Origin of the sequence: Acidisoma silvae (assembly GCF_020618775.1) — a bacterium.
GTDB lineage: Bacteria > Pseudomonadota > Alphaproteobacteria > Acetobacterales > Acetobacteraceae > Acidisoma > Acidisoma silvae.
On record NZ_JAESVB010000001.1, the window covers coordinates 19,130 to 43,265 of the forward strand.

General features: G+C 64.0%; 21 protein-coding genes. 9 read left to right on the plus strand and 12 right to left on the minus strand.

What is annotated here, in order from left to right:
- Positions 1-22: 22 nt before the first annotated feature.
- The 5 genes from lspA to ASILVAE211_RS00120 all read right to left on the minus strand — a co-directional run bounded on the left by lspA (position 23) and on the right by ASILVAE211_RS00120 (position 6,445).
- On the minus strand, positions 23-532 hold the full coding sequence (gene lspA / locus ASILVAE211_RS00100; protein WP_227319257.1) for a signal peptidase II: 510 nt from the start codon (positions 530-532) through the stop codon (positions 23-25).
- 5 nt (positions 533-537) lie between these two features.
- Positions 538-3,363 carry an isoleucine--tRNA ligase gene (gene ileS, locus ASILVAE211_RS00105; RefSeq protein ID WP_227319258.1) on the minus strand — a complete coding sequence of 942 codons (2,826 nt, stop codon included), beginning with the start codon at positions 3,361-3,363 and terminating at the stop codon, positions 538-540.
- A gap of 48 nt (positions 3,364-3,411) precedes the next feature.
- A complete protein-coding gene (locus ASILVAE211_RS00110; RefSeq protein ID WP_227319259.1) occupies positions 3,412-3,939 on the minus strand; it encodes a Fur family transcriptional regulator in 528 nt (175 codons plus the stop codon).
- An 82-nt stretch (positions 3,940-4,021) separates the two neighbouring features.
- Positions 4,022-4,975: a hypothetical protein gene (locus tag ASILVAE211_RS00115; RefSeq protein WP_227319260.1), complete on the minus strand. Its 954-nt coding sequence runs from the start codon at positions 4,973-4,975 to the stop codon at positions 4,022-4,024.
- Between the two features lie 336 nt (positions 4,976-5,311).
- Positions 5,312-6,445 (minus strand): Mrp/NBP35 family ATP-binding protein, encoded by a 1,134-nt coding sequence (locus tag ASILVAE211_RS00120; RefSeq protein WP_227319261.1) that lies wholly within the window; start codon positions 6,443-6,445, stop codon positions 5,312-5,314.
- Between the two features lie 154 nt (positions 6,446-6,599).
- Between ASILVAE211_RS00120 and ASILVAE211_RS00125 the strand changes: the two genes are divergently transcribed.
- A complete protein-coding gene (locus ASILVAE211_RS00125; RefSeq protein WP_227319262.1) occupies positions 6,600-8,162 on the plus strand; it encodes a Do family serine endopeptidase in 1,563 nt (520 codons plus the stop codon).
- Between the two features lie 59 nt (positions 8,163-8,221).
- On the opposite strand, the gene ASILVAE211_RS00130 is transcribed toward ASILVAE211_RS00125, so the two are convergent.
- Positions 8,222-8,734, minus strand: coding sequence for an HNH endonuclease (locus tag ASILVAE211_RS00130; protein WP_264478648.1), 513 nt, complete (start codon positions 8,732-8,734; stop codon positions 8,222-8,224).
- Between the two features lie 309 nt (positions 8,735-9,043).
- Positions 9,044-9,715 carry an alpha/beta hydrolase gene (locus tag ASILVAE211_RS00135; protein ID WP_227319264.1) on the minus strand — a complete coding sequence of 224 codons (672 nt, stop codon included), beginning with the start codon at positions 9,713-9,715 and terminating at the stop codon, positions 9,044-9,046.
- Positions 9,716-9,810: 95 nt separating this feature from the next.
- Between ASILVAE211_RS00135 and gluQRS the strand changes: the two genes are divergently transcribed.
- Complete coding sequence (gluQRS, locus tag ASILVAE211_RS00140; protein ID WP_227320093.1) at positions 9,811-10,668, plus strand: tRNA glutamyl-Q(34) synthetase GluQRS; 858 nt, start codon at positions 9,811-9,813, stop codon at positions 10,666-10,668.
- Here the strand turns inward: gluQRS and ASILVAE211_RS00145 are convergent.
- From ASILVAE211_RS00145 to ASILVAE211_RS00165, 5 genes are all read right to left on the minus strand, one after another.
- Entirely contained in the window at positions 10,652-11,344 is a 693-nt protein-coding gene (locus tag ASILVAE211_RS00145; protein ID WP_227319265.1) for a TVP38/TMEM64 family protein, read from the minus strand. The genes gluQRS and ASILVAE211_RS00145 overlap by 17 nt on opposite strands.
- On the minus strand, positions 11,341-12,204 hold the full coding sequence (locus ASILVAE211_RS00150) for a glycosyltransferase family 2 protein (RefSeq protein ID WP_227319266.1): 864 nt from the start codon (positions 12,202-12,204) through the stop codon (positions 11,341-11,343). The genes ASILVAE211_RS00145 and ASILVAE211_RS00150 overlap by 4 nt, the downstream gene beginning before the upstream one ends.
- 141 nt (positions 12,205-12,345) lie before the next feature.
- Positions 12,346-15,027, minus strand: coding sequence for a pyruvate, phosphate dikinase (gene ppdK, locus ASILVAE211_RS00155; RefSeq protein ID WP_227319267.1), 2,682 nt, complete (start codon positions 15,025-15,027; stop codon positions 12,346-12,348).
- A complete protein-coding gene (gene glyS / locus ASILVAE211_RS00160; protein ID WP_227319268.1) occupies positions 15,028-17,103 on the minus strand; it encodes a glycine--tRNA ligase subunit beta in 2,076 nt (691 codons plus the stop codon).
- Between the two features lie 5 nt (positions 17,104-17,108).
- Positions 17,109-17,990 (minus strand): glycine--tRNA ligase subunit alpha, encoded by an 882-nt coding sequence (locus ASILVAE211_RS00165; protein WP_227319269.1) that lies wholly within the window; start codon positions 17,988-17,990, stop codon positions 17,109-17,111.
- A 92-nt stretch (positions 17,991-18,082) separates the two neighbouring features.
- Here ASILVAE211_RS00165 and ASILVAE211_RS00170 point away from each other — a divergent pair, with 92 nt between their 5' ends.
- From ASILVAE211_RS00170 to ASILVAE211_RS00200, 7 genes are all read left to right on the plus strand, one after another.
- On the plus strand, positions 18,083-18,487 hold the full coding sequence (locus ASILVAE211_RS00170) for a ketosteroid isomerase-related protein (protein ID WP_227319270.1): 405 nt from the start codon (positions 18,083-18,085) through the stop codon (positions 18,485-18,487).
- Between the two features lie 373 nt (positions 18,488-18,860).
- Entirely contained in the window at positions 18,861-19,295 is a 435-nt protein-coding gene (gene sdhC, locus ASILVAE211_RS00175) for a succinate dehydrogenase, cytochrome b556 subunit (RefSeq protein ID WP_227319271.1), read from the plus strand.
- Between the two features lie 12 nt (positions 19,296-19,307).
- Positions 19,308-19,709 (plus strand): succinate dehydrogenase, hydrophobic membrane anchor protein, encoded by a 402-nt coding sequence (sdhD, locus tag ASILVAE211_RS00180; protein ID WP_227319272.1) that lies wholly within the window; start codon positions 19,308-19,310, stop codon positions 19,707-19,709.
- A gap of 13 nt (positions 19,710-19,722) precedes the next feature.
- On the plus strand, positions 19,723-21,534 hold the full coding sequence (gene sdhA, locus ASILVAE211_RS00185; protein ID WP_227319273.1) for a succinate dehydrogenase flavoprotein subunit: 1,812 nt from the start codon (positions 19,723-19,725) through the stop codon (positions 21,532-21,534).
- 24 nt (positions 21,535-21,558) lie between these two features.
- The gene (locus ASILVAE211_RS00190; RefSeq protein WP_227319274.1) at positions 21,559-22,341 is read left to right on the plus strand and encodes a succinate dehydrogenase iron-sulfur subunit; all 783 of its coding nucleotides are present in this window, start codon (positions 21,559-21,561) and stop codon (positions 22,339-22,341) included.
- A gap of 24 nt (positions 22,342-22,365) precedes the next feature.
- Positions 22,366-23,028 (plus strand): tyrosine-protein phosphatase, encoded by a 663-nt coding sequence (locus ASILVAE211_RS00195; RefSeq protein WP_227319275.1) that lies wholly within the window; start codon positions 22,366-22,368, stop codon positions 23,026-23,028.
- Positions 23,029-23,090: 62 nt separating this feature from the next.
- Positions 23,091-24,020 carry a cation diffusion facilitator family transporter gene (locus ASILVAE211_RS00200; protein WP_227319276.1) on the plus strand — a complete coding sequence of 310 codons (930 nt, stop codon included), beginning with the start codon at positions 23,091-23,093 and terminating at the stop codon, positions 24,018-24,020.
- The last annotated feature ends 116 nt before the right edge of the window (positions 24,021-24,136 follow it).

Below are 24,136 nucleotides of genomic sequence, written 5' to 3' on the forward strand. Positions count from 1 at the left end.
ATCCTGGGCATGCGTGCGTCCCTCAGCCGCGATTCTTGGCACCCGAGGCGGTCGCATCCGACCGGCCGGGTAGTAGGTTGTCGATCACCAGCGCGGCGACCCCGCACACGATGGCGGCGTCAGCCACGTTGAAAACATACCATGAATAACCGAAGGCATGTGCCTGGATGAAATCGACCACGGCGCCGTAATGCAGCCGGTCGGCGACATTGCCAAGAGCCCCCCCTGCAATTGCGCCGACAGGGAGTGCGATTATCAGGCGCTGGGTGCGCGTGAGCCATATGGCCAGCACGATCACGACCGCCAGCGCGAAGACCGCCAGCGCCAGATGGGCAAAATTACTGTTGCCGGTCAGCAGGCCGAAGGTGACGCCCCGGTTCCAGACCATGGTGAAATTCAAAACCGGCAGAATCACGACCTGTCCGATCTCGGGCAGATGCAGGCCATGCAGCACCCACCACTTGCTGCCCTGATCGGCGGCCAGCACCACGATAGCGGTGACAAGGCCACTCAGCACGACGGAGAGGCGCATAAGCCTCAGCCCGCCGTCTGGCAGGTGAGGCCGGACGCCACGGCATCGGTGCAGCGCAGGCAAAGCTTCGTCGTTCCGTCCACTTCCGGCAGCACGCGCCAGCAGCGGGCGCATTTCTCGCCCGACGCGACGGTTGCTTCCGCCGTAATGGAATCGGCCGTCGTGAGACTAACGGTCGAGACGATCAGCATATCGGCCCAATCGGCTGCCGACAGCAGCGTGTCGGTGTCGGCAGGGAAGCCAAGGGTGACATCGGCCTGTAGCGAGGCGCCGATCTGACCGCCCTGGCGCATGGCTTCCAGCTTGGTCGTGCCCAGCCGGCGGATATCGCGCAGGCGCGTCCATTTCTCGGCCAGGGCCTCGTTGCGCCATTCCGCCGGGATCGTCGGGAATTGCCGGGTATGAACGCTCGTCTCCGTGCCGAAGCGCGTCTGCCAGGCTTCCTCGGCCGTGAAGACCAGAACCGGGGCCAGCCAGGTGGCGAGGCAGCGATGCAGCTGATCCAGCACGGTGCGGACGGCACGGCGGCGCAGGCTGTCCGGCCGGTCGCAATACAGCGCATCCTTGCGGACATCGAAGTAATAGGCCGACAGATCGGTCGCGCAGAAATGGTGGATGGCGGGATAGACGCCGGTCCAGTCATGGCTTTCGACCGCACCGCGCAGCAGGCTGTCCAGTTCCGACAGGCGGTGCAGAACCCAGCGCTCCAGCTCAGGCAATTCGTCGTAAGGCAGGATTTCGCTGTCGGTGAAACCGTCCAGGCTGCCCAGCAGCCAGCGCAGCGTATTGCGCAGGCGGCGATACAGCTCGCCCTGCTGCTTGAGGATTTCCGGCCCAATGCTGAGATCGTCCCGCGCATCGGAGGACATCACCCAAAGCCGTAGAATATCGGCGCCATATTTCTCGATGACGTCCTGCGGCTCGACCCCGTTGCCCAGCGACTTGGACATCTTGCGGCCCTGCTCGTCGACCAGGAAGCCGTGCGTCAGCACCGCCTTGAAGGGCGCGACGCCACGGGTGCCGACAGCTTCGAGCAGCGAGGAATGGAACCAGCCGCGATGCTGATCCGAGCCTTCCAGGTAAAGATCGGCCGGCCAGGGCATGCCGCGCGCTTCCAGCACGAAAGCATGGGTGGACCCGCTTTCGAACCAGACATCGACGATGTCGCGGACCTGCTCATACTGGGTCGCGTCATATTCATTGCCGAGGAAATCCGAGGCCGGGCGGGCGTACCAGGCGTCCGCGCCCTCGGTTTTGAAGAATTCGACGACGCGGGCCATGACGGCGGGGTCACGCAGCGGCTCGCCCGTGCGGCGATCGACGAAGATGGCGATCGGCACGCCCCAGGCGCGCTGGCGGCTGACGCACCAGTCCGGCCGGCCGGCGACCATGCTGCCGATGCGGTTGCGGCCCTGTTCGGGGATGAATTTCGTGGCCGCGATGGCGGCCAGCGCTTTGCCGCGAATATCCTCGGGTCCGTCCATGCGGATGAACCATTGCGGCGTCGCGCGGTAGATGACCGGCGCCTTGGACCGCCAGGAATGCGGATAGGAATGAACCAGCACATTCCGGTGCAACAGGCCCCCGGCGGCTTCCAGCGCGGCGCAGACAGGGTCTGCCGCCTTGAAGACGTGAAGGCCGGCGAATAGCGGCACCCAGGCATTATAGGTGCCGTCATCGCCCACCGTATCCGGCACTTCCAGCCCATGGGCGCGACCCAGGATGAAGTCATCCTCGCCATGCGTCGGGGCGGTATGGACGAAGCCTGTGCCGGCCTCCGTCGTCACATATTCGGCCGGCAGCATCGGCACGTCATAATCGTAGCCCTGGCCGCGCAGCGGATGCGCCGTGATGGCACCGGCCAGATCCTCGCCCTTGAAGCTGCCGAGCTTGGTATAGCCGGCGATGCCGGTTTCCTTGGCAAAAGCTTCCAGCAGGGCTTCCGCGACCAGCAGGCGTTCGCCCGGCTTGGCCCGAGCGCCCTCAGCGGCCTCGGTGACTTCAATGAAAGAATAATCGATCTCGGGGCCATAGGCGATGGCGCGGTTGGCCGGCATCGTCCAAGGCGTTGTCGTCCAGATGATGATCGAACTGCCGGCGATTTCGGCGGGGCCGCCCGAGATGACGGGAAAGCGCACCCAGATCGTGACGCTCTTGTGGTCGTGATATTCGATCTCAGCCTCGGCCAGGGCCGTCTTCTCGACCGGGCTCCACATGACGGGACGCAGGCCGCGATACAGCGCGCCGTTCATCAGGAAACGGCCGATTTCGGCGGCGATGGCGGCTTCGGAGGTGAAGTCCATCGTGGCATAGCGGTTCTGCCAGTCGCCGAGCACGCCCAGGCGCTTGAATTCCTCGGCCTGGATGGCCAGCCATTTTTCGGCATAGGCGCGGCATTCGGCGCGGAATTGCAGGACCGGGATTTCGTCCTTGTTGCGGCCGGCCTTGCGGTGGCCTTCCTCGACCTTCCATTCGATCGGCAGGCCGTGACAGTCCCAGCCGGGAATATAATGAGCATCGAAACCGGCCATCTGATGGGCGCGGTTGATGGCGTCCTTCAGAACCTTGTTGAGCGCGTGACCGAGATGAAGATGGCCGTTCGCATAGGGCGGGCCGTCATGCAGGACGAAGGGGGTCTTGCCCTTCGATTCCCCACGCACCTGGTCCCACAATTTGGTCTCGGCCCAGGCCGCCAGCATGCCGGGCTCGCGCTTTGGCAGGTCGCCCTTCATCGGAAAACCTGTTCGCGGCAGGAAGACGGTCTTCCGATAATCGGGAGCCTGATCCTTAGGCGCAGCGGCGTCTGGTGTCTGTGTCACGGTATCGCTCATGGCGGCGGTATGGCCGAATTCCGGGGTGAATGCGAATCTGGAAAGTGATCAGGAAATCTGGGTCTGGGCGGCAGCGGCATCCGCCAGGCATTCCGCGCAGGTGCCCTCGATTTCGACTGTGGCGCCGGCCGGGCGGAAGCCTTGCGCCTGGGCGGCCGCGTCGATCGCGGTGCGGATGCGGTCGTCGGTAATTTCGAACACGCGCCGGCAATGCGTGCAGATTAGGAACTGAATGGCCTCGATGCCTTGGGCATGGCCGTGGCTATGGCCGCAGGGACTTGCCGATTGCAGCATATGGGCGCAGCCGACAAAGGCGGATAGCCGCTCGATCTTATGGACGAGACCCTGTGCGGTCAGGAATTCCAGCGCGCGATAGACGGTGGGCGGCGCCGTGGGCTTGCCATCCACCCGCATCCGGTCAAGCAGGTCATAGGCGCCGGAGGGACGTGGACTGTCCAGAATCAGTCCCAGCACCTGCCGGCGCTGCTCCGTCAACCGCTGGTGGCGGCTGACGCAGAAGGCTTCGGCACTGTCCAGCAGCCGTTCTGTATCCGGGGTAAAGGTGGTGGCGCCCATGACGGCCTAGTTCAATCGGCTTGGGGGCGACCGTCAACCGCTGCGGCTGCCGGTCTCCCCTGGCCAAGCTGCGGGCCAGATATCAGCCCACCTTGCGCCGGCGTGTGGTGCTGGCGGTGCGGGTGGCGCGGAAGCTGGGAAGCCACCATTCGATCGGCTGGTCGTCCTCAGGCGCTTCGGCATCATCGGCATCGATAGCCGCCTTCTTGGCGGCGCGCTTGTCCACCGGTTTTTCCGCAGCTGCGGCCGCCAATGCCGCTTTCGCGGCGGCCTTGGCCGAAAGCTTCGGGGGACGGGCGGGCGGCAGGTCGGGCTCGATATCCGGCTCGGCTTCAAAGCCAGCATCGTCTTCGGCGTCGAGCACAACCGGCTTGCGGGCGCGGCCGGCACGGCGCACGGGCGCGTCCGGTGTCAGGTCACCGAATAGGTCGGTCTTCGGCACGGCTGCCTGGGTTGCTACGGCAAGGGCCGACCTTGCGGCTGCCGTCTCGGCTTCCAGATCGCTGACCCGGCGTTCCAGCACCGAGAGCGCGAGAGCGGCTTCGGCTTCGCGGCGCTCGGCCTGCTGGCGCGCTTCCTGATCGGCGATGCGCAGCACCTCGATCTTGCCGCGCGCTTCGCGTTCCACGCGCAGGCGTTCCTCGAATGCCATCTCGGCATGCGCAACTTTGGTTTTTAAAGACTGAATATTAAGGTTTGCTTCATCAAGCGCACGTTCGGCGCGCTGGCGATTGTTCCGCTCGTCCCGCAGTTCCGACGTCAAGGTCTGCACGCGGTTTTCGCCACCGTTTTCGGTTTCCCGGCCACGGTTGAGCATGACAACGGGGACGTCACCGTCCTGCGCGAAGCGACGGCGCTGCGGGCGAGACCCGTCATGCGGCGCATTCTGCTGCGGCGTGTGATTTTGCGGACCGCCGCTGAGACCGGCGGTCGCTGGGCGGCCCGATCCGGTCAGGCCGAGCGCGAGGCGCATACGCGCTTCTGCTGCGTCGATAGCCTCAGTGGGCTGGTCAATATTAAGCTTCTGGGACGGCATTGTGACTCTGTAAATTGGACTTATTCAGCGTTTTAACGCGGGCGACATAGATGCTTATCTGACACGGTTGTAATGTGTCCGGGCATTTCGCCGATTCGTGTATCTATTACTTGTAAGGAAACCGACCGAAATGCAAGTCGCTTAAGCGTCAAAAATAGAAATTTTCGCTTTCGGACGATGACAGTATAGGACAAGTCCCCGCTGGGCCCGGAGCCCGCTTCGGTCAAGTTTGCGAGATTAATACAAAAGACATAGGTCTGATTAGCGATTTTATAAAATTCGAAACCGTATCGATTTAGCGATAAGTAAAAGCCGCAATCAAAACGTCACGGCTTTTTAGATCGCCTCGCTCTCTGTCTTCAGTCGTACAAGAAGCTGATCCACTATAGCTGCAAAGGCGAGGCCAGCGTCGCTTTGCGGTGCTTCGCTGACCACGGGGGTTCCGGCATCCGACAGCGCGCGCACTTCCGCCAAGAGCGGGATTTCGCCCAAAAAGGCCTGACCCAAGGTTTTCGCCTCGGCGCGCGCGCCGCCATGGCCGAAAATATTGGTCTGATGACCGCAATTCGGGCAGCAGAAATAGCTCATGTTTTCAATAAGGCCGAAGATCGGGATTTCGACTTTCTCGAACATTTTCACCGCGCGCCGCGCATCGATCAGCGCGATATCCTGCGGCGTGGATACGATAACGGCGCCGGTTACTTTCGCCTTCTGTGACAAGGTCAGCTGAATGTCGCCGGTACCGGGCGGCAGATCGACGACGAGGACATCAAGCTCGCCCCATTCGACTTGTGCCAGAAATTGCTGGACCGCTCCCATGATCATGGGGCCGCGCCAGATCATGGCGCTGTCCTCCTCGACCAGAAAACCCATCGACATGGCTTTGATGCCCCAGGCCTCGACCGGCATCAGCCGGTCGCCGCGCACGTCCGGCTTGCGGTTCGCACCCAGCATGCGCGGCAGGCTGGGGCCATAGATATCGGCATCCATCAGCCCGACACGCAGACCGGCGCGGGCCATCGCCACGGCCAGATTGACTGATACGGTTGATTTGCCGACACCGCCCTTGCCTGACCCGACCGCGATGATATGCGCGACCCCCGGTATGGGCTGCGGCTTCGGGGCCGGCGGGCGGTTGGCGCCGCCATGCGAATGAGGGCCATGCGCATGGCCCGTTGGCGCGGCAGGCGCCGCGGCGCTCTCCTGGCCGGTGCGATGGGCCGTCAGCACCACGGTTGCGTTGCGCACGCCCGGCAGGCGGGCGATGGCCGCTTCCGCCGCGCGGCGCGCCTGTTCCAGACTGCCGGCGCGGGCGCGATCGACGCCGAGCGTGACCTGCACCAGACCGTCCCGCACCGCGATCCCGTCCAACTGCGTGCTGCCCAGCAATTCGCCCTTTGTGTCTTCGGCCTGGAATGCGGTGATCAGGCGGCGGGTGGCAGCGGCAAGAGCATCGTCATGTTCGGCCATGGGGGTCATTCCAGGGTTGATCGTCCGAGCGGCGGGGGCGGTGATGAGATCATGGTTTTTCCCGTCTCATCTCGTCGCGCTTGTGATCATGCGCTCGCACGCGCACAATCCCCCTTCACGTCATCTCTGTCCACCGGATGAGCTAACCAGACCCATGCGCGCCCTTCTGCTCGCTTCCGCGGCCCTGTTTCTGGGCGCTGCCCCGCTTGCCACGGCGCATGATGTGCCGACCGGATTCGCAGACCTCGCGGCGCAATTGCTGCCGTCGGTGGTCAATGTCGCCAGTACCCAGGCGGGCAGTCCCGATAGTAATGCGACCTCCGGCGGCGGCGGTTCGTCCGCGCCGGACGGCCAGCCGTCCCCTGACGGCGGCGCCACGAATGGCGCGGATAATCCGGGCAATGACGACAGCGGGCAGGGGGCCGGCAGTCCGCCGGCGCCTGCCGCCTCCGCCATCGACAAGAGCTTCGAGCAGTTCCTGCACAATACGCAGGGGCCGGGCAGCCCGGACGCGACCGCGAGCGGCAGCGAGATGCAAAGCCTGGGCTCCGGCTTCATCATTGACCCCTCCGGCCTGATCGTGACGAATAATCATGTCATCGACGGCGCCCAGAGCATGAGCGTGATCCTGTCCGATGGCACGGCCCTGCCGGCGACGCTGGTCGGGCGGGATACGCAGAACGATATCGCGCTGCTGCGCGTGCATCCCAATCATCCGCTGAAAGCCGTGCATTTCGGCCCGTCGCGCATGGCGCGCATCGGCGACTGGGTGATCGCGATCGGCAATCCCTACGGCTTGGGCGGCACCGTCACCGCCGGCATCATCAGCGCCCGGGGCCGAGACCTGCAAGAAGACGGGTCCAGCGACTATATCCAGACGGATGCCGCCATCAATCGTGGCAATTCCGGCGGTCCGCTGTTCGACATGCATGGCAATGTCATCGGCATCAATACCGCCATCTACTCGCCCTCCGGCGGGTCCGTGGGCATCGGTTTCGCCATTCCCTCGGACGAGGTTTCGGCCGTCGTCAATCAGTTGGAGCTATACGGCAAGCCAAGGCGCGGCTGGATCGGCGCCCAGGTGCAGTCGGTAACGCCCGATATCGCAACCTTGCTGAAAATGCCGGACGCCAATGGCGCGGTCATCGGCACCGTCGCGACCGACAGTCCGGCGGCCAAAGCCCATCTCAGGCCCGGCGACGTCATCCTGACCTTCGATGGCCATCCGGTCAGCGACATGAAATCCCTACCGCGTCTGGTGCAGGAAAGCCCGGTGGGACAACCGGCGGAGGTCGATTACTGGCGCGACGGGCATGAAGCGGTCGCCAATCTGACGGTGACGGACGAGCCTGCGTCCTCCGCCCCGGCTGCCGCGCCGAAGGTGCCGTCACCCGCGCCGGCGCCGCCCGCGCCGGTTACCGGCCTGGGTCTGACGCTGTCGGATGTGACGCCGGCGCTTGCCAGCAAATACAATATCGCCGCCGATACGCATGGCGTGGTGATTACCGCCGTGGCGCCGAACAGCGTCGCGGCCCGCCAGGGTCTGGCGGCGGGGGATGTCATCCTTCAGCTCGGCGGCAAGCCGGTTCTGCATTTGCGGGATTTTCTGGACGAAATCGCCGGCATGCGCAGCGATCACGAGACCGAAGTTCTGCTGCTGGTGCAGGGATCGGACGAGACGCAGTGGATCAGCCTCGACGGCGGCTGGACCGGCTAATCCGTATATAATTTGTCGTCCGCGCATGTGCTGCGCGGACGACAACAGAGAGCGGCCAATCAGGCTTCCAGATCGGCATCCCAATACAGGAAGTCGAGCCAGGTCTTGTGCAAGTAATCCCGTGTCGCGTGGCGCTTGGCAAATTCGTCGATCTGATGCGGTGACGGCTCGTAGGGCGAGCGCAGCAGCCGCAGGCCGCTTTCGGACAGCGACTTGCTGCCTTTGAACAGATTGTCACGCTGGCAGCAGGTGACGACATTGTGCCAGACGGTGGTGCCACCCCGGCAGCGAGGAATGACATGGTCGAAGGTCAATTCCTTCGCCGTCAGGCTGTCGCCGCAATATTGGCAGCGGAATCCGTCGCGCAGAAAGACATGATAACGGGTGAAGGCCACATGCTTGCGCTTGTGATAGCGCTTGAGGGCCACGACGGATGGAATGGGAAAGCTTTGATTGGCGGACCGGACCTCGGTCTCATAATTAATGACCGGACTGACCCGGTCTTGCAGCACCGCGACCAAAGCGTCCTGCCAGGGCCAGACGGATAGCGGTCCCCAACTGAGCGGCTGCATATCCGCATTGAGCACGAGGGTCTGCAGTCCGGCTGGGGATTGGCTCACCGGATGGCCCTCGCAGCAGAGATGGTACGGTCAGGGACAGGAAGGATGTCCTCGAACCAGAGCGTGTTTAGGCGTCTAGCCATAAGCCGATCGTCGCTCCTTCAAGAGCGACCACATCTGGTCGGGAAAAGCCAAGGATCGAACCAAATATGGTACGCCGCTGAATTCCTGACGCGACTATTGCAAAGGCTGCCGGTCTCGGCAAGCGTCTCTGCCATTGTGTCATGGGGGATTCATCTGGCATGCCGCGCCAGGCGCCCCTTAACCTTGGGAAAATGCCCCCGCCAAAACGCGCGCGCCGGCGGTAATGCCCGCATTGTCAATGGCATGACCCAAACCGGGCTCGATCAGAAGCTCCGTCGGCACCTGCTGCCGCTTCAGAACCTCGGCTGCCATGCGCGAGAATTCGACCGAGACGACATTGTCCGCGTCGCCATGCACCAGCAGTACCGGCGGCCGGCTGACAATCTCCTCGGCCAAAGCCTCGGGGTCGAGCAGGATGCCGGCATAGGCGAGGATGGCGCGCGGCGGCACGATGCGGCGCAGGCCCGTGAACAGGGACATCATGGCGCCCTGGCTGAAGCCAAGGAGCGCGTAGTCAGTCTCGGGGATTTTATGCTCGGCCAGGGTCTCGTCCAGAAAACGGTCAAACACCGGGCGGGTGCGGCGCACACCGGCCGCCATGGCCGCCGGGCTCCAGTCGCGCAGGCTGAACCATTGCCGCGCATGAACCCCTTCTTCCGGGGAGACGAGGTCGCAGGGTTCCGGCGCGTGCGGCGCCACGAACAGCGCATGGGGCAGGGCCGGTGCCAGAACCGGCGCGAGCGGAATGAGATCGTCGCCATTCGCTCCAAGGCCGTGGCAGATAACGACCAGTTGCCGGGGTGCGCCGCCCGCCGCTGGGCCGAAGCTCGGTGCCGTCAGATGCGCCATTCTGTCCTCCCAGTGCCTGTCATCAGGCTTCGATGCTACAGCAAACGGCTGCTGATCCGAGCCCCTATGCCATGCACAAGCCCGCTACCAACACCATGACGGTGACGCGTTTCGCGCCCAGCCCCACGGGCTATCTGCATCTGGGCCATGCCTGTGCGGCGCTGACGGCCTGGACGCGGGCGCGGGACGCCGGCGGCCGGTTTCTGCTCAGGATCGAAAATATCGACGCGACGCGCTGCCGCCCGGAATACGAAGCAAGCATTCTGGACGATATGACTTGGCTCGGCCTGGACTGGGACGGGCCTGTGCGCCGCCAGCAGGACCATCTGCCCGACTATCAGGTCGTCTTGGACAAGCTGCGGGGACAGGGCCTGCTCTATCCCTGTTTCTGCACCCGCGCCGATATCGCGCGGGAAGTGGCGGTTTCCACCCAGGCACCGCATGGGCCAGATGGGCCGGTCTATCCTGGCACCTGCGCTGGGCTGTCGCTGGCCGAGGCTGAGGATCGCGTTGCGGCAGGACAGGCCCATGCCTGGCGGCTGCGCACGGGCGCCGCCCATGCTCGCTTCGGCAAACTGGATTATCAGGAGGAAGGCCTGGGCCGCGTCATCTGCCGGCCGGAGGCGTTCGGCGATGTCGTGCTGGCGCGGAAGGATTGTCCTGGCAGCTATCATCTTTGCGTCTGCCATGACGATGCTGTCCAGGGCGTGACTTTGGTGACGCGCGGGGAGGAATTGCGGCTGGCGACCGATATTCACCGGCTGATCCAGGCGCTGATGGATTGGCCTGTGCCTGACTACGCACATCACGCCCTGCTGACGGATGCGCAGGGGGCGAAACTGTCGAAACGGGATGGGGCTTTGTCGCTGCGCGCCTTGCGCGCGGAAGGCATCGGCCCGGCGGAAGCCTTCCGCCGGGCCGGAATAGAGGCGGCGTTCAGCCGGCCTGCATAGGCTTTACGCGCCGCATGAGCAGCAGGCCGAGACCGGCCGACAGCACGAAGAGCACGACCGCAAGCACGATCTGCGTTGTGTGTGAAACTTGAACGCCGCTGCCCAGCAGGGCAAAAACCAGGGTCTGCGGCACATAGCCGATGGCCGAGGCGATCAGAAATGCCGGGGCGCTGACCGAGGACAGGCCTGCGAGCAGGCTCAGCAAAACGTTATTGCCGATGGGCAATAACCGGAGCGTCAGCGATGCCGTGAACGGCTGTGCGCTCAACCGGTCATCCAGCTTCGCCAGACGTTTGCCGATGCGCCCCCGCACCCAGTCGCGCGCGATGGCGCGAGCCCAGTAGAAATCGGCGACGCAGCCCAGAATCTGCGCCACCATCGCCAGCGCCAGACCCATCTTCAGCCCGAAAGCATAGCCGCCGGCAAAGGCGACCGCCTGGCGCGGCAGGCCGGCCGCCGTCAGCAGCGCGCCGCCGAGGACGAAGATCACCTCGCCCTCGATGCCATGGCCCATCACGTAATGCGCGAAAAGACCGCCCTTCACGCCACCGGCCAGGGTTTTCAGAACGACACCGGCGACGACCAGACCCAGTGCCAGACCCAGCGGCTTGACGAAGAGCTTCCAGGGTTCCGGTCGCCGTCCCGGTAAAGCGGAATGGGAGGATATGGCACTCATGTGTTCAGCTCCCCGGACAGGTCAACGTTCTGGCCCGAGCTTGTGGTCTCGACCGGACGGCGGGCGATTGCAGCGACAGGCGGTTCGATGATCTGACCATCAATCTGCGGGCCGCGCCAGCGGCGCTGCAGCCAATACATGCCGGCCAGATCGACGATGCCAACTTTCAGCCTTTGCCAATTGTTGTAGTTGGAGACGCCTTCCATCCGGTGGCGGTGGTTCACAGCCACCGAAATCACGCGCCCGCCCTGGCGGATGAACAGCGCCGGCAGGAAGCGATGCATATGGTCGAAATGCGGAATGTCGATGAAGGCGTCACGGCGGAAGACTTTCAGACCGCAGCCCGTGTCAGGCGTATCGTCCTTCAGGATCGAGGCGCGAACCTTATTGGCGATGCGCGAGCCGTAGCGCTTGGCCGAGGTATCGCGGCGCTTCTGCCGCCAGCCGGCGATCAGGATCGGGCCGCCGCCGCTGCGTTCCTCGGTCTGGGCGCGGGCCAGCATTTCCGGAATGCTGGCGGGGTCATTCTGGCCGTCACCGTCCAGCGTCGCGATCCAGGTGCCGCGTGCATGCTTGACGCCGGTGATGACGCCGGCACTCTGGCCGCAGCTGTTCTTGTGCCGGATGATGCGCAAGGGTGCGCCTTCGGCCAGCGCCTGACGCAGACGGGCCGGCGTCTCGTCCGTGCTGCCGTCGTCGACATAGACGATTTCATAGGAAATACCCGAAAGTGCCGCGCGGATTTCACCGATCAGCGGCAGGATATTGGGGGCTTCGTTGCGCACGGGCACGACGACGGAGATCAACGGGCCGTCATTAAGCGGCGTCAATGACGAACCAAACAGCTGCGCCTCGGTCATAACCCGTCTCCTTGCTCTTCGGTGGCAGATCGTGTGGGTAGCGCCGTTTGGCTACCCACACCATCCATCACATGAGCAAGCACCCAAGAAATGGTCACATCATGGCTGACTTTGCCATCATTCAGGCAAGGTGATGGATCGTCAGCTGGTGCGGTCCACCCGGTTTCCAATCGCGGCCTGGGCAGCCGCCAGACGCGCCACCGGCACCCGATATGGGCTGCAGGACACGTAATCGAGCCCGGCTTCCTGGCAAAAGGCGATGGAGGACGGGTCGCCGCCATGCTCGCCACAGATGCCGAGCTTGAGGCCGGGCTTCGTCTGCCGCCCTTTTTCTGCCGCCATCTGCACCAGAAGCCCGACGCCATCACGGTCAAGTGACACGAAGGGATCTTTTTCATAGATGCCGTTGTCGACGTAATGCGGCAGGAATTTACCGGCATCGTCGCGCGACAGGCCATAGACGGTCTGTGTCAGGTCATTGGTGCCGAAGCTGAAGAAATCGGCGCTTTTCGCGATTCTGTCGGCCAGCAGGGCGGCGCGCGGCAGCTCGATCATGGTGCCGACCTGATAGGCGATGCTCTGCCCCTTGTCGGCGAAGACGGCTGCCGCCGCTTTGTCGACCAATGCCCGTGTGATTTCCAGCTCGCGCGGCGCACCGACGAGCGGAATCATGATTTCCGGCACCGGAGCCGCGCCGGTTTCCGCCGCCACAGCCAGCGCCGCCTCGAAAATCGCCTGAGCCTGCATCTCATAGATTTCAGGATAGGTGATGCCCAGGCGGCAGCCGCGATGGCCCAGCATGGGATTGGCTTCCGAGAGATCGGCCGCCCGGCGCTGGATGGTGGCGAAATCGACGCCGAGGGCCGCCGCGATTTCTGCCAGTTCCTGGTCGCCATGCGGCAGGAATTCATGCAGCGGCGGGTCGAGCAGGCGGATGGTCACCGGCAGGCCGGCCATGATGCGGAAGAGCGAGATGAAGTCGCCGCGCTGGAAGGGCAGTAGCTTCGCGACCGCCTTGCGGCGGCCATCCTCGTCACCCGCCATGATCATCTGGCGGACGGCGCCGATCCGCTCGGGATCGAAGAACATATGCTCGGTGCGGCAAAGGCCGATGCCTTCGGCCCCAAACTTTTTCGCCGTCTCGGCGTCGAGCGGCGTTTCGGCATTGCTGCGCACCTTCAGCGTGCGGACCGCGTCCGCCCAGCCCATCATAGTGCCGAAATGGCCGGAAACCTTGGGCTCGATCATCTGCACATAGCCGATGAAGACCTCGCCGGTCGCACCGTCGATGGTGATGGCCTCGCCGGCCCGCACCATGCGGCCGCCAGCGGAAAGGGTCTGTGTGCCGTAATCGACGGCGACGCCGCCGGCGCCGGACACGCAGGGGCGGCCCATGCCGCGCGCCACGACCGCCGCATGGCTCGTCATGCCGCCGCGCGTCGTCAGAATGCCGCGCGCCGCATGCATGCCGTGGATATCCTCTGGGCTGGTCTCGACCCGCACGAGAATCACCGCTTCGCCCTTCTGCGCCCGCATCTCGGCTTCATCGGCCGAGAAGACGACGATGCCGGATGCCGCACCGGGCGAGGCCGGCAGGCCGCGCGACAGCAGGGTGCGTGGTGCATCGGGGTTCAGCATCGGATGCAGCAACTGGTCGAGCGCCGCTGGATTGACGCGCATCAGCGCCTCGTCCCGCGTGATCAGGCCGGATTCCGCCATTTCCACCGCAATGCGCAGAGCGGCGGTTGCTGTGCGCTTCCCGTTCCGCGTTTGCAGCATGTAGAGCTTGTTGCTCTGCACGGTGAATTCGATGTCCTGCATATCCTTATAGTGCTGTTCCAGTTTTTCCCGGACCGTCAGCAGCTCCGCATAGGCGGCGGGCAGGGCCTGCTCCATGCTGACCTCGCCGGGTTTGGCGCGCGCTTGGGACAGCGGCTGTGGCGTGCGAATGCCGGCGACGACATCCTCGCCCTGCGCATTGACCAGGAATTCGCCATAGAAGACGTCCTCGCCGGTCGAGGGGTCACGCGTGAAGCACACGCCGGTGGCGCAATCGGCGCCCCTATTGCCGAAGACCATGGCCTGCACATTCACCGCCGTGCCCCAATCGGCCGGAATGTCATGCAGGCGGCGATAGGTGATGGCGCGCTGGTTCATCCAGCTGCCGAAAACCGCGCCGATGGCCCGCCACAGCTGATCCTCGGGCGATTGCGGAAAGGGCTTGCCGGTTTCCGTCTCGACCAGCAGGAGATATTCTGCGACGACTTCCTGCCATTGCGCGGCGGTCAGCGCCGTATCCTCCACGACGCCGGCATCGATCTTGGCCTGTTCGATGATTTCCTCGAACCGGTGATGATCGACGCCGAGGACGACGCTGCCGAACATCTGGATGAAGCGGCGGTAGCTGTCCCAGGCGAAGCGGGCATCGCCAGAAGCAGAAACGAGACCGCGAACGGTCTCGTCATTCAGGCCAAGATTGAGAACGGTGTCCATCATGCCGGGCATGGACACCCGGGCGCCGGAGCGGACGGAGACCAGCAGGGGCTTGGCCGGGTCTCCGAATGTCAGCCCGACCGCGTCTTCGACGCGGGCCAGAGCGTCAGTGACCTGGGCTTGCAGGTCGGCAGGATAATGCCGTCCCGCGCTATTGAAAGCGGTGCAGACCTCGGTGGTGATCGTGAACCCCGGTGGCACCGGCAGGCCGATACTGGCCATTTCGGCCAGATTGGCGCCCTTGCCGCCCAGAAGGTTTTTCATGCCGGCGCGGCCTTCGTTAGCCTCCGCGCCGAAATTGTAGACCCACTTGGTGGTCACATCGCTCATTCAGACGGCCCCTGTTGTCTCCAGCCTTGAGAAATCGGCTGATTGATCGGTCAGGGATCTTAGCCGTTTGAGGAGTGCGAGGCGATTCGTTCTTGTGGCGGGGTCGTCTGCATTCACGGTCACTTTATCGAAAAACTCATCGACCACAGGCCGAAGTTCCGACAATTGCGTCATTGCGAGCGAGAAATTTTCTTCCCTCAGCGCTTTTGTGACTTGAGCTGTTGCGCTTTCAAGCGCGGCCGCCAGAGCAATCTCCGCCTCATCCGACAAAAGCGCGGTGTCGACGGCAAGATCGCCGAGCGCAGCCTTTTTTTCCTCGGCGCGCAGAATATTCGCGGCCCGGCGGTAGCCGGCGAGCAGGTCCGTGCCTTCCGGCGTGCCGAGCAGGGCTTCCACCGCATCGGCGCGAGCCAGCAGACGGGTCAGATCATCGTCATTGGCGGCGGCGAAGGCGGCAGCCAGAACGTCATGCCGGCGGCCTTCCGTACGCAGCTGCACGCGCAGGCGTTCGATGATGAAGGCGAGGACGTCTTCGGTCAGGCCTGCATTCTCATCGACGACTCCGTCGAAAAGCGTCTGCGCCTGAGCGAGCAGTTGGCGCAGGGACAGACGGAGACCGTTTTCGCGGATGATGCGGATGATGCCAAGCGCCGCACGGCGCAGCGCGTAAGGATCGCCAGAGCCGCTAGGCTTTTCACCGATACCGAAGAAGCCAACCAGAATTTCGATCTTTTCGGCCAGCGCGACGGCGATGGAGACGGGCGCGGTCGGCACCGCGTCGCCCGGGCCTTTCGGCTGGTAATGCTCGCGGATGGCGGCGGCAACCGCTTCGCTCTCGCCGTCATGCAGGGCGTAATAGCCGCCCATGACCCCCTGAAGCTCCGGGAATTCGCCGACCATGCCGGTGGTGAGATCAGCCTTGGCGAGTTCCGCCGCGCGCTGGGCTTCCGTTGCGTCGGCGCCGATGGCTTGCGCGATGACCGGGGCCAGGGCCTTCAGCCGTGCGACGCGGGCGGACTGGCTGCCGAGTTTCGCGTGAAACGTCACCTTCTCCAGCGCCGGCAGGCGGGAGGCAAGGGTCTGCGCCCGGTCCAGATCCCAGAAATGCCGGGCGTCGGACAGGCGCGCGCGCAGCACGCGCTCATTGCCGTGGATGATCGCCTCGCCGCCATCGGGCGCCACGATATTGGCGGCAAAGACGAAAGCCGGGGCGGGCGCGCCCTGGGCATTGGTCAGGGCGAAATAGCGCTGGTTGACGCGCATGGAGACCTGCCGGACTTCGGGGGGCAGGCCCATGAAGTCGTCATCGATGCGGCCCAGCAGGGCCACCGGCCATTCCACCAGACCGGCGACTTCGTCCAGCAGGCCTTCATCCGGCACGATGCTGTAGCCGGCTTCCGCCGCGCGGCCAGCGATGCCGTCGGCCACCACTTGGCGGCGTTCGGCGAAATCGGCGAGCACATGCGCCGCGCGCAGTTTGCTCAGATAATCCGCCGTACCGGTAATGGTGATGGCGCCGGGGGAGAGGAAGCGGTGGCCTTCGGTCTGGTCGGAAGACGCCAGTCCGTGGCCGTCATCATCACCCAAGGCGAGGTTAAACGGCACCACCTTGCCATCGAGCAGGCACAGAATCCGGCGCAGCGGGCGCACCCAGGTGAACTGGCTGGTGCCGCCCCAGCGCTGGGATTTGGGCCAGGGGAAGCGGCGCAGCAGCGCGGGCATGGCCTCCGCGATCAGGTTAGCCGCCGGGCGGCCGGGAATGGCTTTTTCGAGCAGGTAATAGCCGCCTTCCTCGCGCATATCCGCGCGATCCGCGCCGTGCTTGCGCAGGAAGCCGGCCAGCGCCTGTTCCGGCGCCCCCAGCTTCGGCCCGCGCTCGCTGACGGTGGACGCCGGCACTTCGGCCGCGATCTGGCCGGCCCAGGTAATGCGGCGGGTGCCGTAGAAGCTGCGGGTGTCGCGCGGCGCGAGGGCGGACAGTGCTTCCCCCAGCAGTCGCGCCAGGTTTTCAGCCGCCTGCGCCTGCATGCGGGCCGGGATTTCTTCCGAGAAGAGTTCGATGAGCAGTTCGGCCATGGGGGTTACTCCTGCTCTCCGGCAAGCCAGGCTTCGCAGCAGCCGCGCGCCAGGGTGCGGACGCGGCCGATATAGGCGGCGCGCTCGGTGACGCTGATGACGCCGCGCGCATCCAGCAGATTGAAGAGATGGCTGGCCTTGATGCACTGGTCATAGGCCGGCTGGGCCAATTTGGCGTTCAGCAGGGATTGGCACTCGGCCTCGGCATCCACGAAGTGCCGCGCCAGCATCTCGGTATTGGCGTATTCGAAATTATGCTTGCTGTAGTCGACCTCGGCGCGCTTGAAGACGTCGCCGTAGGTCACGCCCTGGCTGTTGAAATCGAGGTCATAGACGTTCTCGATGCCCTGGACATACATGGCCAGACGTTCCAGCCCGTAGGTCAGTTCCATGCTGGGGAGCGCGCAGGCAATGCCGCCGACCTGCTGAAAATAGGTGAACTGCGTCACCTCCATGCCGTCGCACCAGACTTCCCAGCCCAGGCCCCAGGCGCCCAGTGTCGGGCTTTCCCAGTCGTCCTCGACGAAGCGGATATCGTGACGCTCAAGATCGATGCCGATGGCCTTGTAGCTGCCCAGCAGCAGCGCCTGGGCATCCGCCGGGCTTGGCTTGATCAGCACCTGATACTGGTAATAATGCTGAAGCCGGTTCGGGTTCTCGCCGTAGCGGCCGTCGGTCGGGCGGCGGCTGGGCTGCACATAGGCCGCTTTCCAAGGCTTCGCGCCGAGCGCGCGCAAGGTCGTGGCCGGATGGAAGGTGCCGGCACCGACCTCCATGTCATAGGGCTGCAGAATGACGCAGCCCTTATCGGACCAGTATTCGTGCAGCTTGAGAATGATGCCCTGGAAGCTCAGGGGCTTGCGCGCGTTCGCGGAACTCGGGTTCATGGGCTCGCCAAGGCTTTTAAAAGGGGTTTCCCATTACGGCCCCTGCGGCCTCCCGGCAAGGCAAGGCACCATTTCAGAGGATGAGGACGGGTATGAGCGACGTGACGGCGGTGATCGGGGCCTATTACGCGGCCTTCAATGCCGGGGATAAGCAGGCTTTTCTGGATGTGCTGACCGATGACGTGGCGCATGACATCAACCAGGGCGAACGCCAGGTGGGCAAGGAGGCGTTCGGCCGTTTCGTTGACCACATGACCCGCTGCTACCGCGAGCAGCTGACGGATATGGTGATCATGGCGGGGCCGACGCCCGACCGTGGCGCGGCCGAATTCATCGTGAATGGCACCTATCTCGCGACCGACGAGGGCCTGCCCGAGGCGAACGGCCAGACCTATGTTCTGCCGGCCGGCGCCTTCTTCACGCTGCGAGACGGTAAAGTGGCGCGCATCACGAATTATTATAACCTGCAGGATTGGCTGGCCCAGGTCGGGGCGTGATTTGAACGACGGGCATTACGGCATCGTTTCCCATTTAATCGTCATGCCCGGCTTCATGCCGGGCAACTACCCGTTTGGGCGCCTCACTGGGTAGGCCCCCGGAACAAGTGTGGCCGGCTAGGCCCGGGGGCGACGGAAGTAGATGGGCGTCGAAAATTCGGTTTCTTCTGAAAAGATCGAAAGTATTCATCGCTGTAGGTTAGCCCCTGGGGACGGGGCTGCCCTGCCATATCAGTATGCTGCACCTGCGTTGACCGGGTGCAGCAGCGAGACTAGAGAGGTTCGGAACAAATCCGGCCCCAGTGCCAATTGCGCACGACATTTTTCTTCATCGCGCACAGTTGGTCAAAATAGAACGTAAGTGGAATCGCTTATGCCAGATGTGCGCGACGCATTAATGATCGGCAAGCGTAGCGACGGAAAGCTCGTGCGCCGGCCCCTGTCGCCCCATCTTCAAGTATACAAGCCCCAGGTCAGCTCCTCGACGTCGATCATCAACCGCATGACGGGCATCGCGCTCTCGGTCGGGCTGATTCTGATGGTCTGGTGGCTGGTCGCCGCCGCCAGCGGCCCCAAATCCTTCGCCGTTGCGCAAGGGTTCATCGGTTCGCCCATCGGGCTTATCCTGATGTTCGGCTGGACGCTGTCCCTTTGGTACCACTTCTTCAACGGTATCCGGCATCTGCTGTGGGATATGGGCTGGGGTTTCGAGATCAAGACCTCGCACCAGACCGCCCTCGTCGTCGTCGCCGCGACGGCCGTGATGACGGTCATCTGCTGGATCATCGGCCTGGCCGTCTGGCTCTGAGGATCAATACCCATGGCACAGAATGAGAAACTCTCCGTCACGATGCGGCGCACGCCGCTCGGGCGGGTCAAGGGTCTGGGCTCCGCCAAATCCGGCGTGCATCACTGGTGGGCCGAGCGTGTCACCTCCGTCGCGCTGATCCCGCTGACGCTGTGGTTCGTCTTCTCCGTCCTGTCGATGGCCGGTCATCCGCAGGCCGATATCGTCCATTGGGTCTCGCATCCTCTGGTCGCTGTCCTGCTTATCGCGCTGATCGTCGCGTCCTTCCATCACACGCAGCTCGGCTTGCAGATGGTGCTGGAGGATTATGTCCATGAGGAAGGCCAGCGTTTGATCTGGCTCATGGTGATGCGCGCCATCGTCTGGCTGCTGGGCCTGGCCGCTGTCCTTTCCGTCCTGAAACTCGCGATCTGAAGAGGGCGTCACGATGAACGCGATCTCGAAGCCGTCCCTCGGCGCCTATAACATCATCGACCATACCTATGACGTCGTCGTGGTCGGCGCCGGTGGCGCTGGGCTGCGCGCGACCTTGGGCATGGGCGCCGCCGGTTTGAAAACCGCTTGCGTGACGAAGGTTTTTCCGACGCGCAGCCACACCGTGGCGGCCCAGGGCGGCATCGGCGCCGCACTCGGCAATATGGGCGAGGATGACTGGCGCTGGCACATGTACGACACCGTCAAAGGGTCGGACTGGCTGGGTGACCAGGACGCCATCGAATATATGTGCCGCAACGCCATTCCGGCGATCCATGAGCTTGAGCATTTCGGCGTGCCCTTCAGCCGCACCGAGGACGGCCGCATCTATCAGCGTCCCTTCGGCGGTCATATGCAGGATTACGGCAAGCGGCCCGCCATGCGCGCCTGCGCCGCTGCCGACCGCACCGGCCACGCCATCCTGCATACGCTGTATCAGCAGAGCCTGAAGCACGAGGTTGAATTCTTCGTCGAATACTTCGCGCTCGACCTGATCATGGACGAAGACGGCTCCTGCCGCGGCGTCATGGCGTGGAATTTGGATGACGGCACAATCCACCGCTTCCGCGCGCAGACCGTTGTGCTGGCGACCGGCGGTTACGGCCGCGCCTATCAAAGCTGCACATCCGCCCATACCTGCACCGGCGACGGCAACGGCATGGTGATCCGCGCCGGCTTGCCGATGCAGGACATGGAATTCGTGCAGTTCCATCCCACCGGCATTTTTGGTGCTGGTTGTCTGATCACCGAAGGCGCGCGCGGCGAGGGCGGCTATCTCACCAATGCCGCCGGCGAGCGCTTCATGGAGCGTTACGCGCCGACCGCGAAGGATTTGGCCAGCCGCGACGTCGTCTCCCGCTCCATGACCATTGAAATCAACGAAGGCCGGGGCGTGGGTCCGAACAAGGACCATATCCTGCTGCATCTGGAGCATCTCGGCGGGGAATTGCTGCATCAGCGCCTGCCCGGCATTTCCGAGACGGCCAAGGTCTTCGCAGGTGTCGACGTGACCAAGGAGCCGATCCCGGTTCTGCCGACCGTGCATTACAATATGGGCGGTATCCCCACGAATTATCACGGCGAGGTTCTGTCCCCGACGCCGGAAGACCCCGACCGTATCGTGCGCGGCCTGATGGCCGTCGGCGAATGCGCCAGCGTTTCGGTCCATGGCGCCAATCGCCTCGGCACCAATTCGCTGCTCGATCTGGTCGTGTTTGGCCGCGCCGCCGCCCATCGCGCGGCGGAGACCATCCAGCCCGGTGCTACGCAAGCGCCGCTGCCGGCGGGCGCGGGCGAAGCCTCGCTGGACCGCTTCGACACCACCCGCAACGCGAAGGGCGGCACGCGCGTGGCCGATCTCCGTGCGGACCTGCAGCGGTCGATGCAGTCCCACGCGGCGGTTTTCCGCAATTCGGAAAGCCTTACGCTCGGCGTCGAGAAGATCCAGAAGGTCTGGAAGGGGATGGACGACATGTCCGTCTCCGATCGCAGCCTGATCTGGAATTCCGACCTTGTCGAAGCGCTGGAACTGCACAACCTGATGGGTGCCGCCATGACCACCATGGTCGGTGCCGAAGCCCGCACGGAAAGCCGTGGCGCCCAGGCGCATGACGACTTCCCGGACCGCGACGACGTCAACTGGATGAAGCACACACTCGCCTGGTGCGATGCCAAGGGCGATGTGGCGCTCGGCTATCGTCCCGTGAAAATGCAGACCCTGACGAATGAAGTCTCGGTCTTTCCGCCTCAGAAGCGCGTCTACTAAGTCGCGCGGACCGGAGCCTGGCACATGGCAGAATTTACCCTTCCGAAGAACAGCAAGGTGGTCGAGGGCCAGCGCTATAAGGCGCCGGCTGGAGCCACACGAGTTCAGGAATTCCGCGTCTATCGATGGAATCCGGATGACGAGAAGAACCCGCATGTCGATATCTACGAAATCGACCTTGATGCCTGCGGGCCGATGGTGCTGGACGCGCTGATCAAGATCAAGAACGAGGTCGACAGCACGCTGACCTTCCGCCGCTCCTGCCGTGAAGGCATCTGCGGCTCCTGCGCCATGAATATCGACGGCACCAATACGCTGGCCTGCCTCAAGCCGATCGAGGCGGTGAAGGGCCCGGTCAAGATCAACCCGCTGCCGCATATGGCGGTGGTGAAGGATCTGGTACCCGACCTGACCCAGGCCTATGCGCAGTATCGCAGCATCGAGCCCTGGCTACAGTCCGAAACCCCGCCGCCCCCCGATGGCGAGCGTCTGCAAAGCGTGGAAGAACGCGCCAAGCTGGACGGCATGTGGGAATGCATCCTGTGCTTCTGCTGCACCACAAGCTGCCCCAGCTATTGGTGGAACGGTGACCGCTACCTTGGGCCGGCCGTGCTGCTGGCCGCCTATCGCTGGATCGCCGACAGCCGCGACGAGCATACCGGGGACCGGCTGGATGCGCTGGAAGATCCCTTCAAGCTCTATCGCTGCCATACCATCATGAACTGCACCGAAACTTGCCCCAAGGGCCTGAACCCGGCCAAGGCGATTGGCGAAATCAAGAAGCTGATGGTACAGCGGCAAGGCTAAGGCTTTACCGGATCAGGTTTCTGCATGTTCAAGGGTGATATCGCGACGACCGGCGGCCGCCTGGCCGCCTGGTCCGATTCGCTGTTCGTCGACCATTCCGTCTTCCGGCTGGTCTGGTCTAACTGGGCCGAGGTAGCGCCGGGGCGGCTTTATCGCTGCAACCATCCGACTGCCTGGCGGCTGGCGGCGGCTCAGCGCAAGCTGGGCATCAAGACCGTCATCAATCTGCGGGGCAAGCGCTTCTGCGGGTCGGACGCGCTGTCGCGCGAGGCTTCCGCCCAGCTTGGGCTCAAGCATATCGACATGGCTTTCGAGAGCCGGGGTGCGCCGCATCGCGACCGTATCCTGCGCTTTTATGACATTTGCCAAAACCTGGCCGAGCCGGCGCTGATGCATTGCAAGTCCGGCGCGGATCGCACCGGCCTTGCCGCCGGCCTGTTCCTGATCTTCAACGGCGGCACCTCGAAGGACGCCTTGAACCAGCTTTCCTGGCGTTTCGGCCATTGGAGCCGAGCGCGTACCGGCATTCTGGACGCTTTCTTCCTGCGCTACGCCGAGCAGGCCGAGGGCCGTATTTCGTTCCTCGACTGGGTGACGACCGAATATGATGAAGTTGCGTTGAAGAAGGACTTCGTCGCGGGAGGGTTGTCCGCCTTCGTGGTTGATCGTTTGCTGCGGCGCGAATAAACCGCCAAGCGGGCTGTCACAGGGGCAGCTTCTGCCGCAACCCCGGCGACAGGACCTGCCAAGTGATCGACGAATATCCTCTTCCTGACCTCGCCCCTGGCGCGCCGCGGCCGGCGTTGCGTCTGGCCGTCGGCAGTGTCGTCGTGGGCCTCATCGTGCTGGCGCTGAAAGGCGCCGCCTGGTGGATAACGGGCAGTGCCGCGCTCTATTCCGATGCGCTGGAAACGGTGGTCAACGTCGTGACGGCCATCGTCGCCGTCTGGTCCCTGCGGGTTGCGTCCCGCCCGGCCGATCACGACCATCCCTACGGCCATGACAAGGCGGAGTTCTTTTCGGCCGTGGTCGAGGCGGTGCTGATTGTGGTCGCCGCCTTCTCGATCCTGCATCACGTCTGGCTCAATCTGAAAGTCGGCGACAGCCTGCACACGCCCTTCGTCGGCATGGCGGTCAATCTGGTCGCGACCGTGCTGAACGCGGCCTGGGCCTGGTTCCTGATGCAGCAGGGACGGCGGGCGCGCTCGCCGGCCTTGATCGCCGATGCGAAGCATCTGGGCACCGACGTCATTACCTCCACCGGCATTCTGATCGGCCTGCTGCTGGTGGTTGCCACCGGCATCCTGTGGCTGGATTCGGCGCTCGCCGTCGCAACCGCGCTCTACATCCTCTGGGCCGGCATCCAGATGCTGCGACAATCGCTGAGCGGGCTGATGGATGCGGCGCCCGATGACGAGACGCTGCTGCGCATTCGCCGCACCGTCGGCGCCCATGCCGAAGGGGCGCTGGAAGCGCATGATCTGCGCACGCGCCAGGCCGGGCGCCTGACCTTCCTGCAATTTCACCTCGTCGTGCCAGGCAGCATGACGGTTGAGGAAGCGCATGAGATCTGCGACCGCATCGAAGCCGCGCTGAAGGCGGAAATGGAAGGGCTGGTCGTCACTATCCATGTCGAGCCCGAGCAGAAGGCCAAACACACTGGCGTGATCGTCCTCTGATTAGGGCTGCTTTTGCCGCCCGCCGCCATAATTGGCGGTTTTCCGCCATGCCGTCACCACGAAGCGGCAAAGATCCTGCCCAGGTCGCGACCTAGACCGGTCTTCAGCAAAGATGG

Coding starts and splice junctions, on each gene's coding strand:
- ppdK (WP_227319267.1), bottom strand. CDS start 15,027: ATGAGCGATGTGACCACCAAGTGGGTCTACAATTTCGGCGCGGAGGCT.
- ASILVAE211_RS00165 (WP_227319269.1), bottom strand. CDS start 17,990: ATGAACCCGAGTTCCGCGAACGCGCGCAAGCCCCTGAGCTTCCAGGGC.
- ASILVAE211_RS00125 (WP_227319262.1), top strand. CDS start 6,600: ATGCGCGCCCTTCTGCTCGCTTCCGCGGCCCTGTTTCTGGGCGCTGCC.
- sdhC (WP_227319271.1), top strand. CDS start 18,861: ATGCCAGATGTGCGCGACGCATTAATGATCGGCAAGCGTAGCGACGGA.
- ASILVAE211_RS00120 (WP_227319261.1), bottom strand. CDS start 6,445: ATGGCCGAACATGACGATGCTCTTGCCGCTGCCACCCGCCGCCTGATC.
- gluQRS (WP_227320093.1), top strand. CDS start 9,811: ATGACGGTGACGCGTTTCGCGCCCAGCCCCACGGGCTATCTGCATCTG.
- ASILVAE211_RS00115 (WP_227319260.1), bottom strand. CDS start 4,975: ATGCCGTCCCAGAAGCTTAATATTGACCAGCCCACTGAGGCTATCGAC.
- ileS (WP_227319258.1), bottom strand. CDS start 3,363: ATGAGCGATACCGTGACACAGACACCAGACGCCGCTGCGCCTAAGGAT.
- lspA (WP_227319257.1), bottom strand. CDS start 532: ATGCGCCTCTCCGTCGTGCTGAGTGGCCTTGTCACCGCTATCGTGGTG.
- ASILVAE211_RS00145 (WP_227319265.1), bottom strand. CDS start 11,344: ATGAGTGCCATATCCTCCCATTCCGCTTTACCGGGACGGCGACCGGAA.
- ASILVAE211_RS00110 (WP_227319259.1), bottom strand. CDS start 3,939: ATGGGCGCCACCACCTTTACCCCGGATACAGAACGGCTGCTGGACAGT.
- ASILVAE211_RS00130 (WP_264478648.1), bottom strand. CDS start 8,734: ATGCAGCCGCTCAGTTGGGGACCGCTATCCGTCTGGCCCTGGCAGGAC.
- glyS (WP_227319268.1), bottom strand. CDS start 17,103: ATGGCCGAACTGCTCATCGAACTCTTCTCGGAAGAAATCCCGGCCCGC.
- ASILVAE211_RS00135 (WP_227319264.1), bottom strand. CDS start 9,715: ATGGCGCATCTGACGGCACCGAGCTTCGGCCCAGCGGCGGGCGGCGCA.
- sdhD (WP_227319272.1), top strand. CDS start 19,308: ATGGCACAGAATGAGAAACTCTCCGTCACGATGCGGCGCACGCCGCTC.
- sdhA (WP_227319273.1), top strand. CDS start 19,723: ATGAACGCGATCTCGAAGCCGTCCCTCGGCGCCTATAACATCATCGAC.
- ASILVAE211_RS00150 (WP_227319266.1), bottom strand. CDS start 12,204: ATGACCGAGGCGCAGCTGTTTGGTTCGTCATTGACGCCGCTTAATGAC.
- ASILVAE211_RS00170 (WP_227319270.1), top strand. CDS start 18,083: ATGAGCGACGTGACGGCGGTGATCGGGGCCTATTACGCGGCCTTCAAT.
- ASILVAE211_RS00190 (WP_227319274.1), top strand. CDS start 21,559: ATGGCAGAATTTACCCTTCCGAAGAACAGCAAGGTGGTCGAGGGCCAG.
- ASILVAE211_RS00195 (WP_227319275.1), top strand. CDS start 22,366: ATGTTCAAGGGTGATATCGCGACGACCGGCGGCCGCCTGGCCGCCTGG.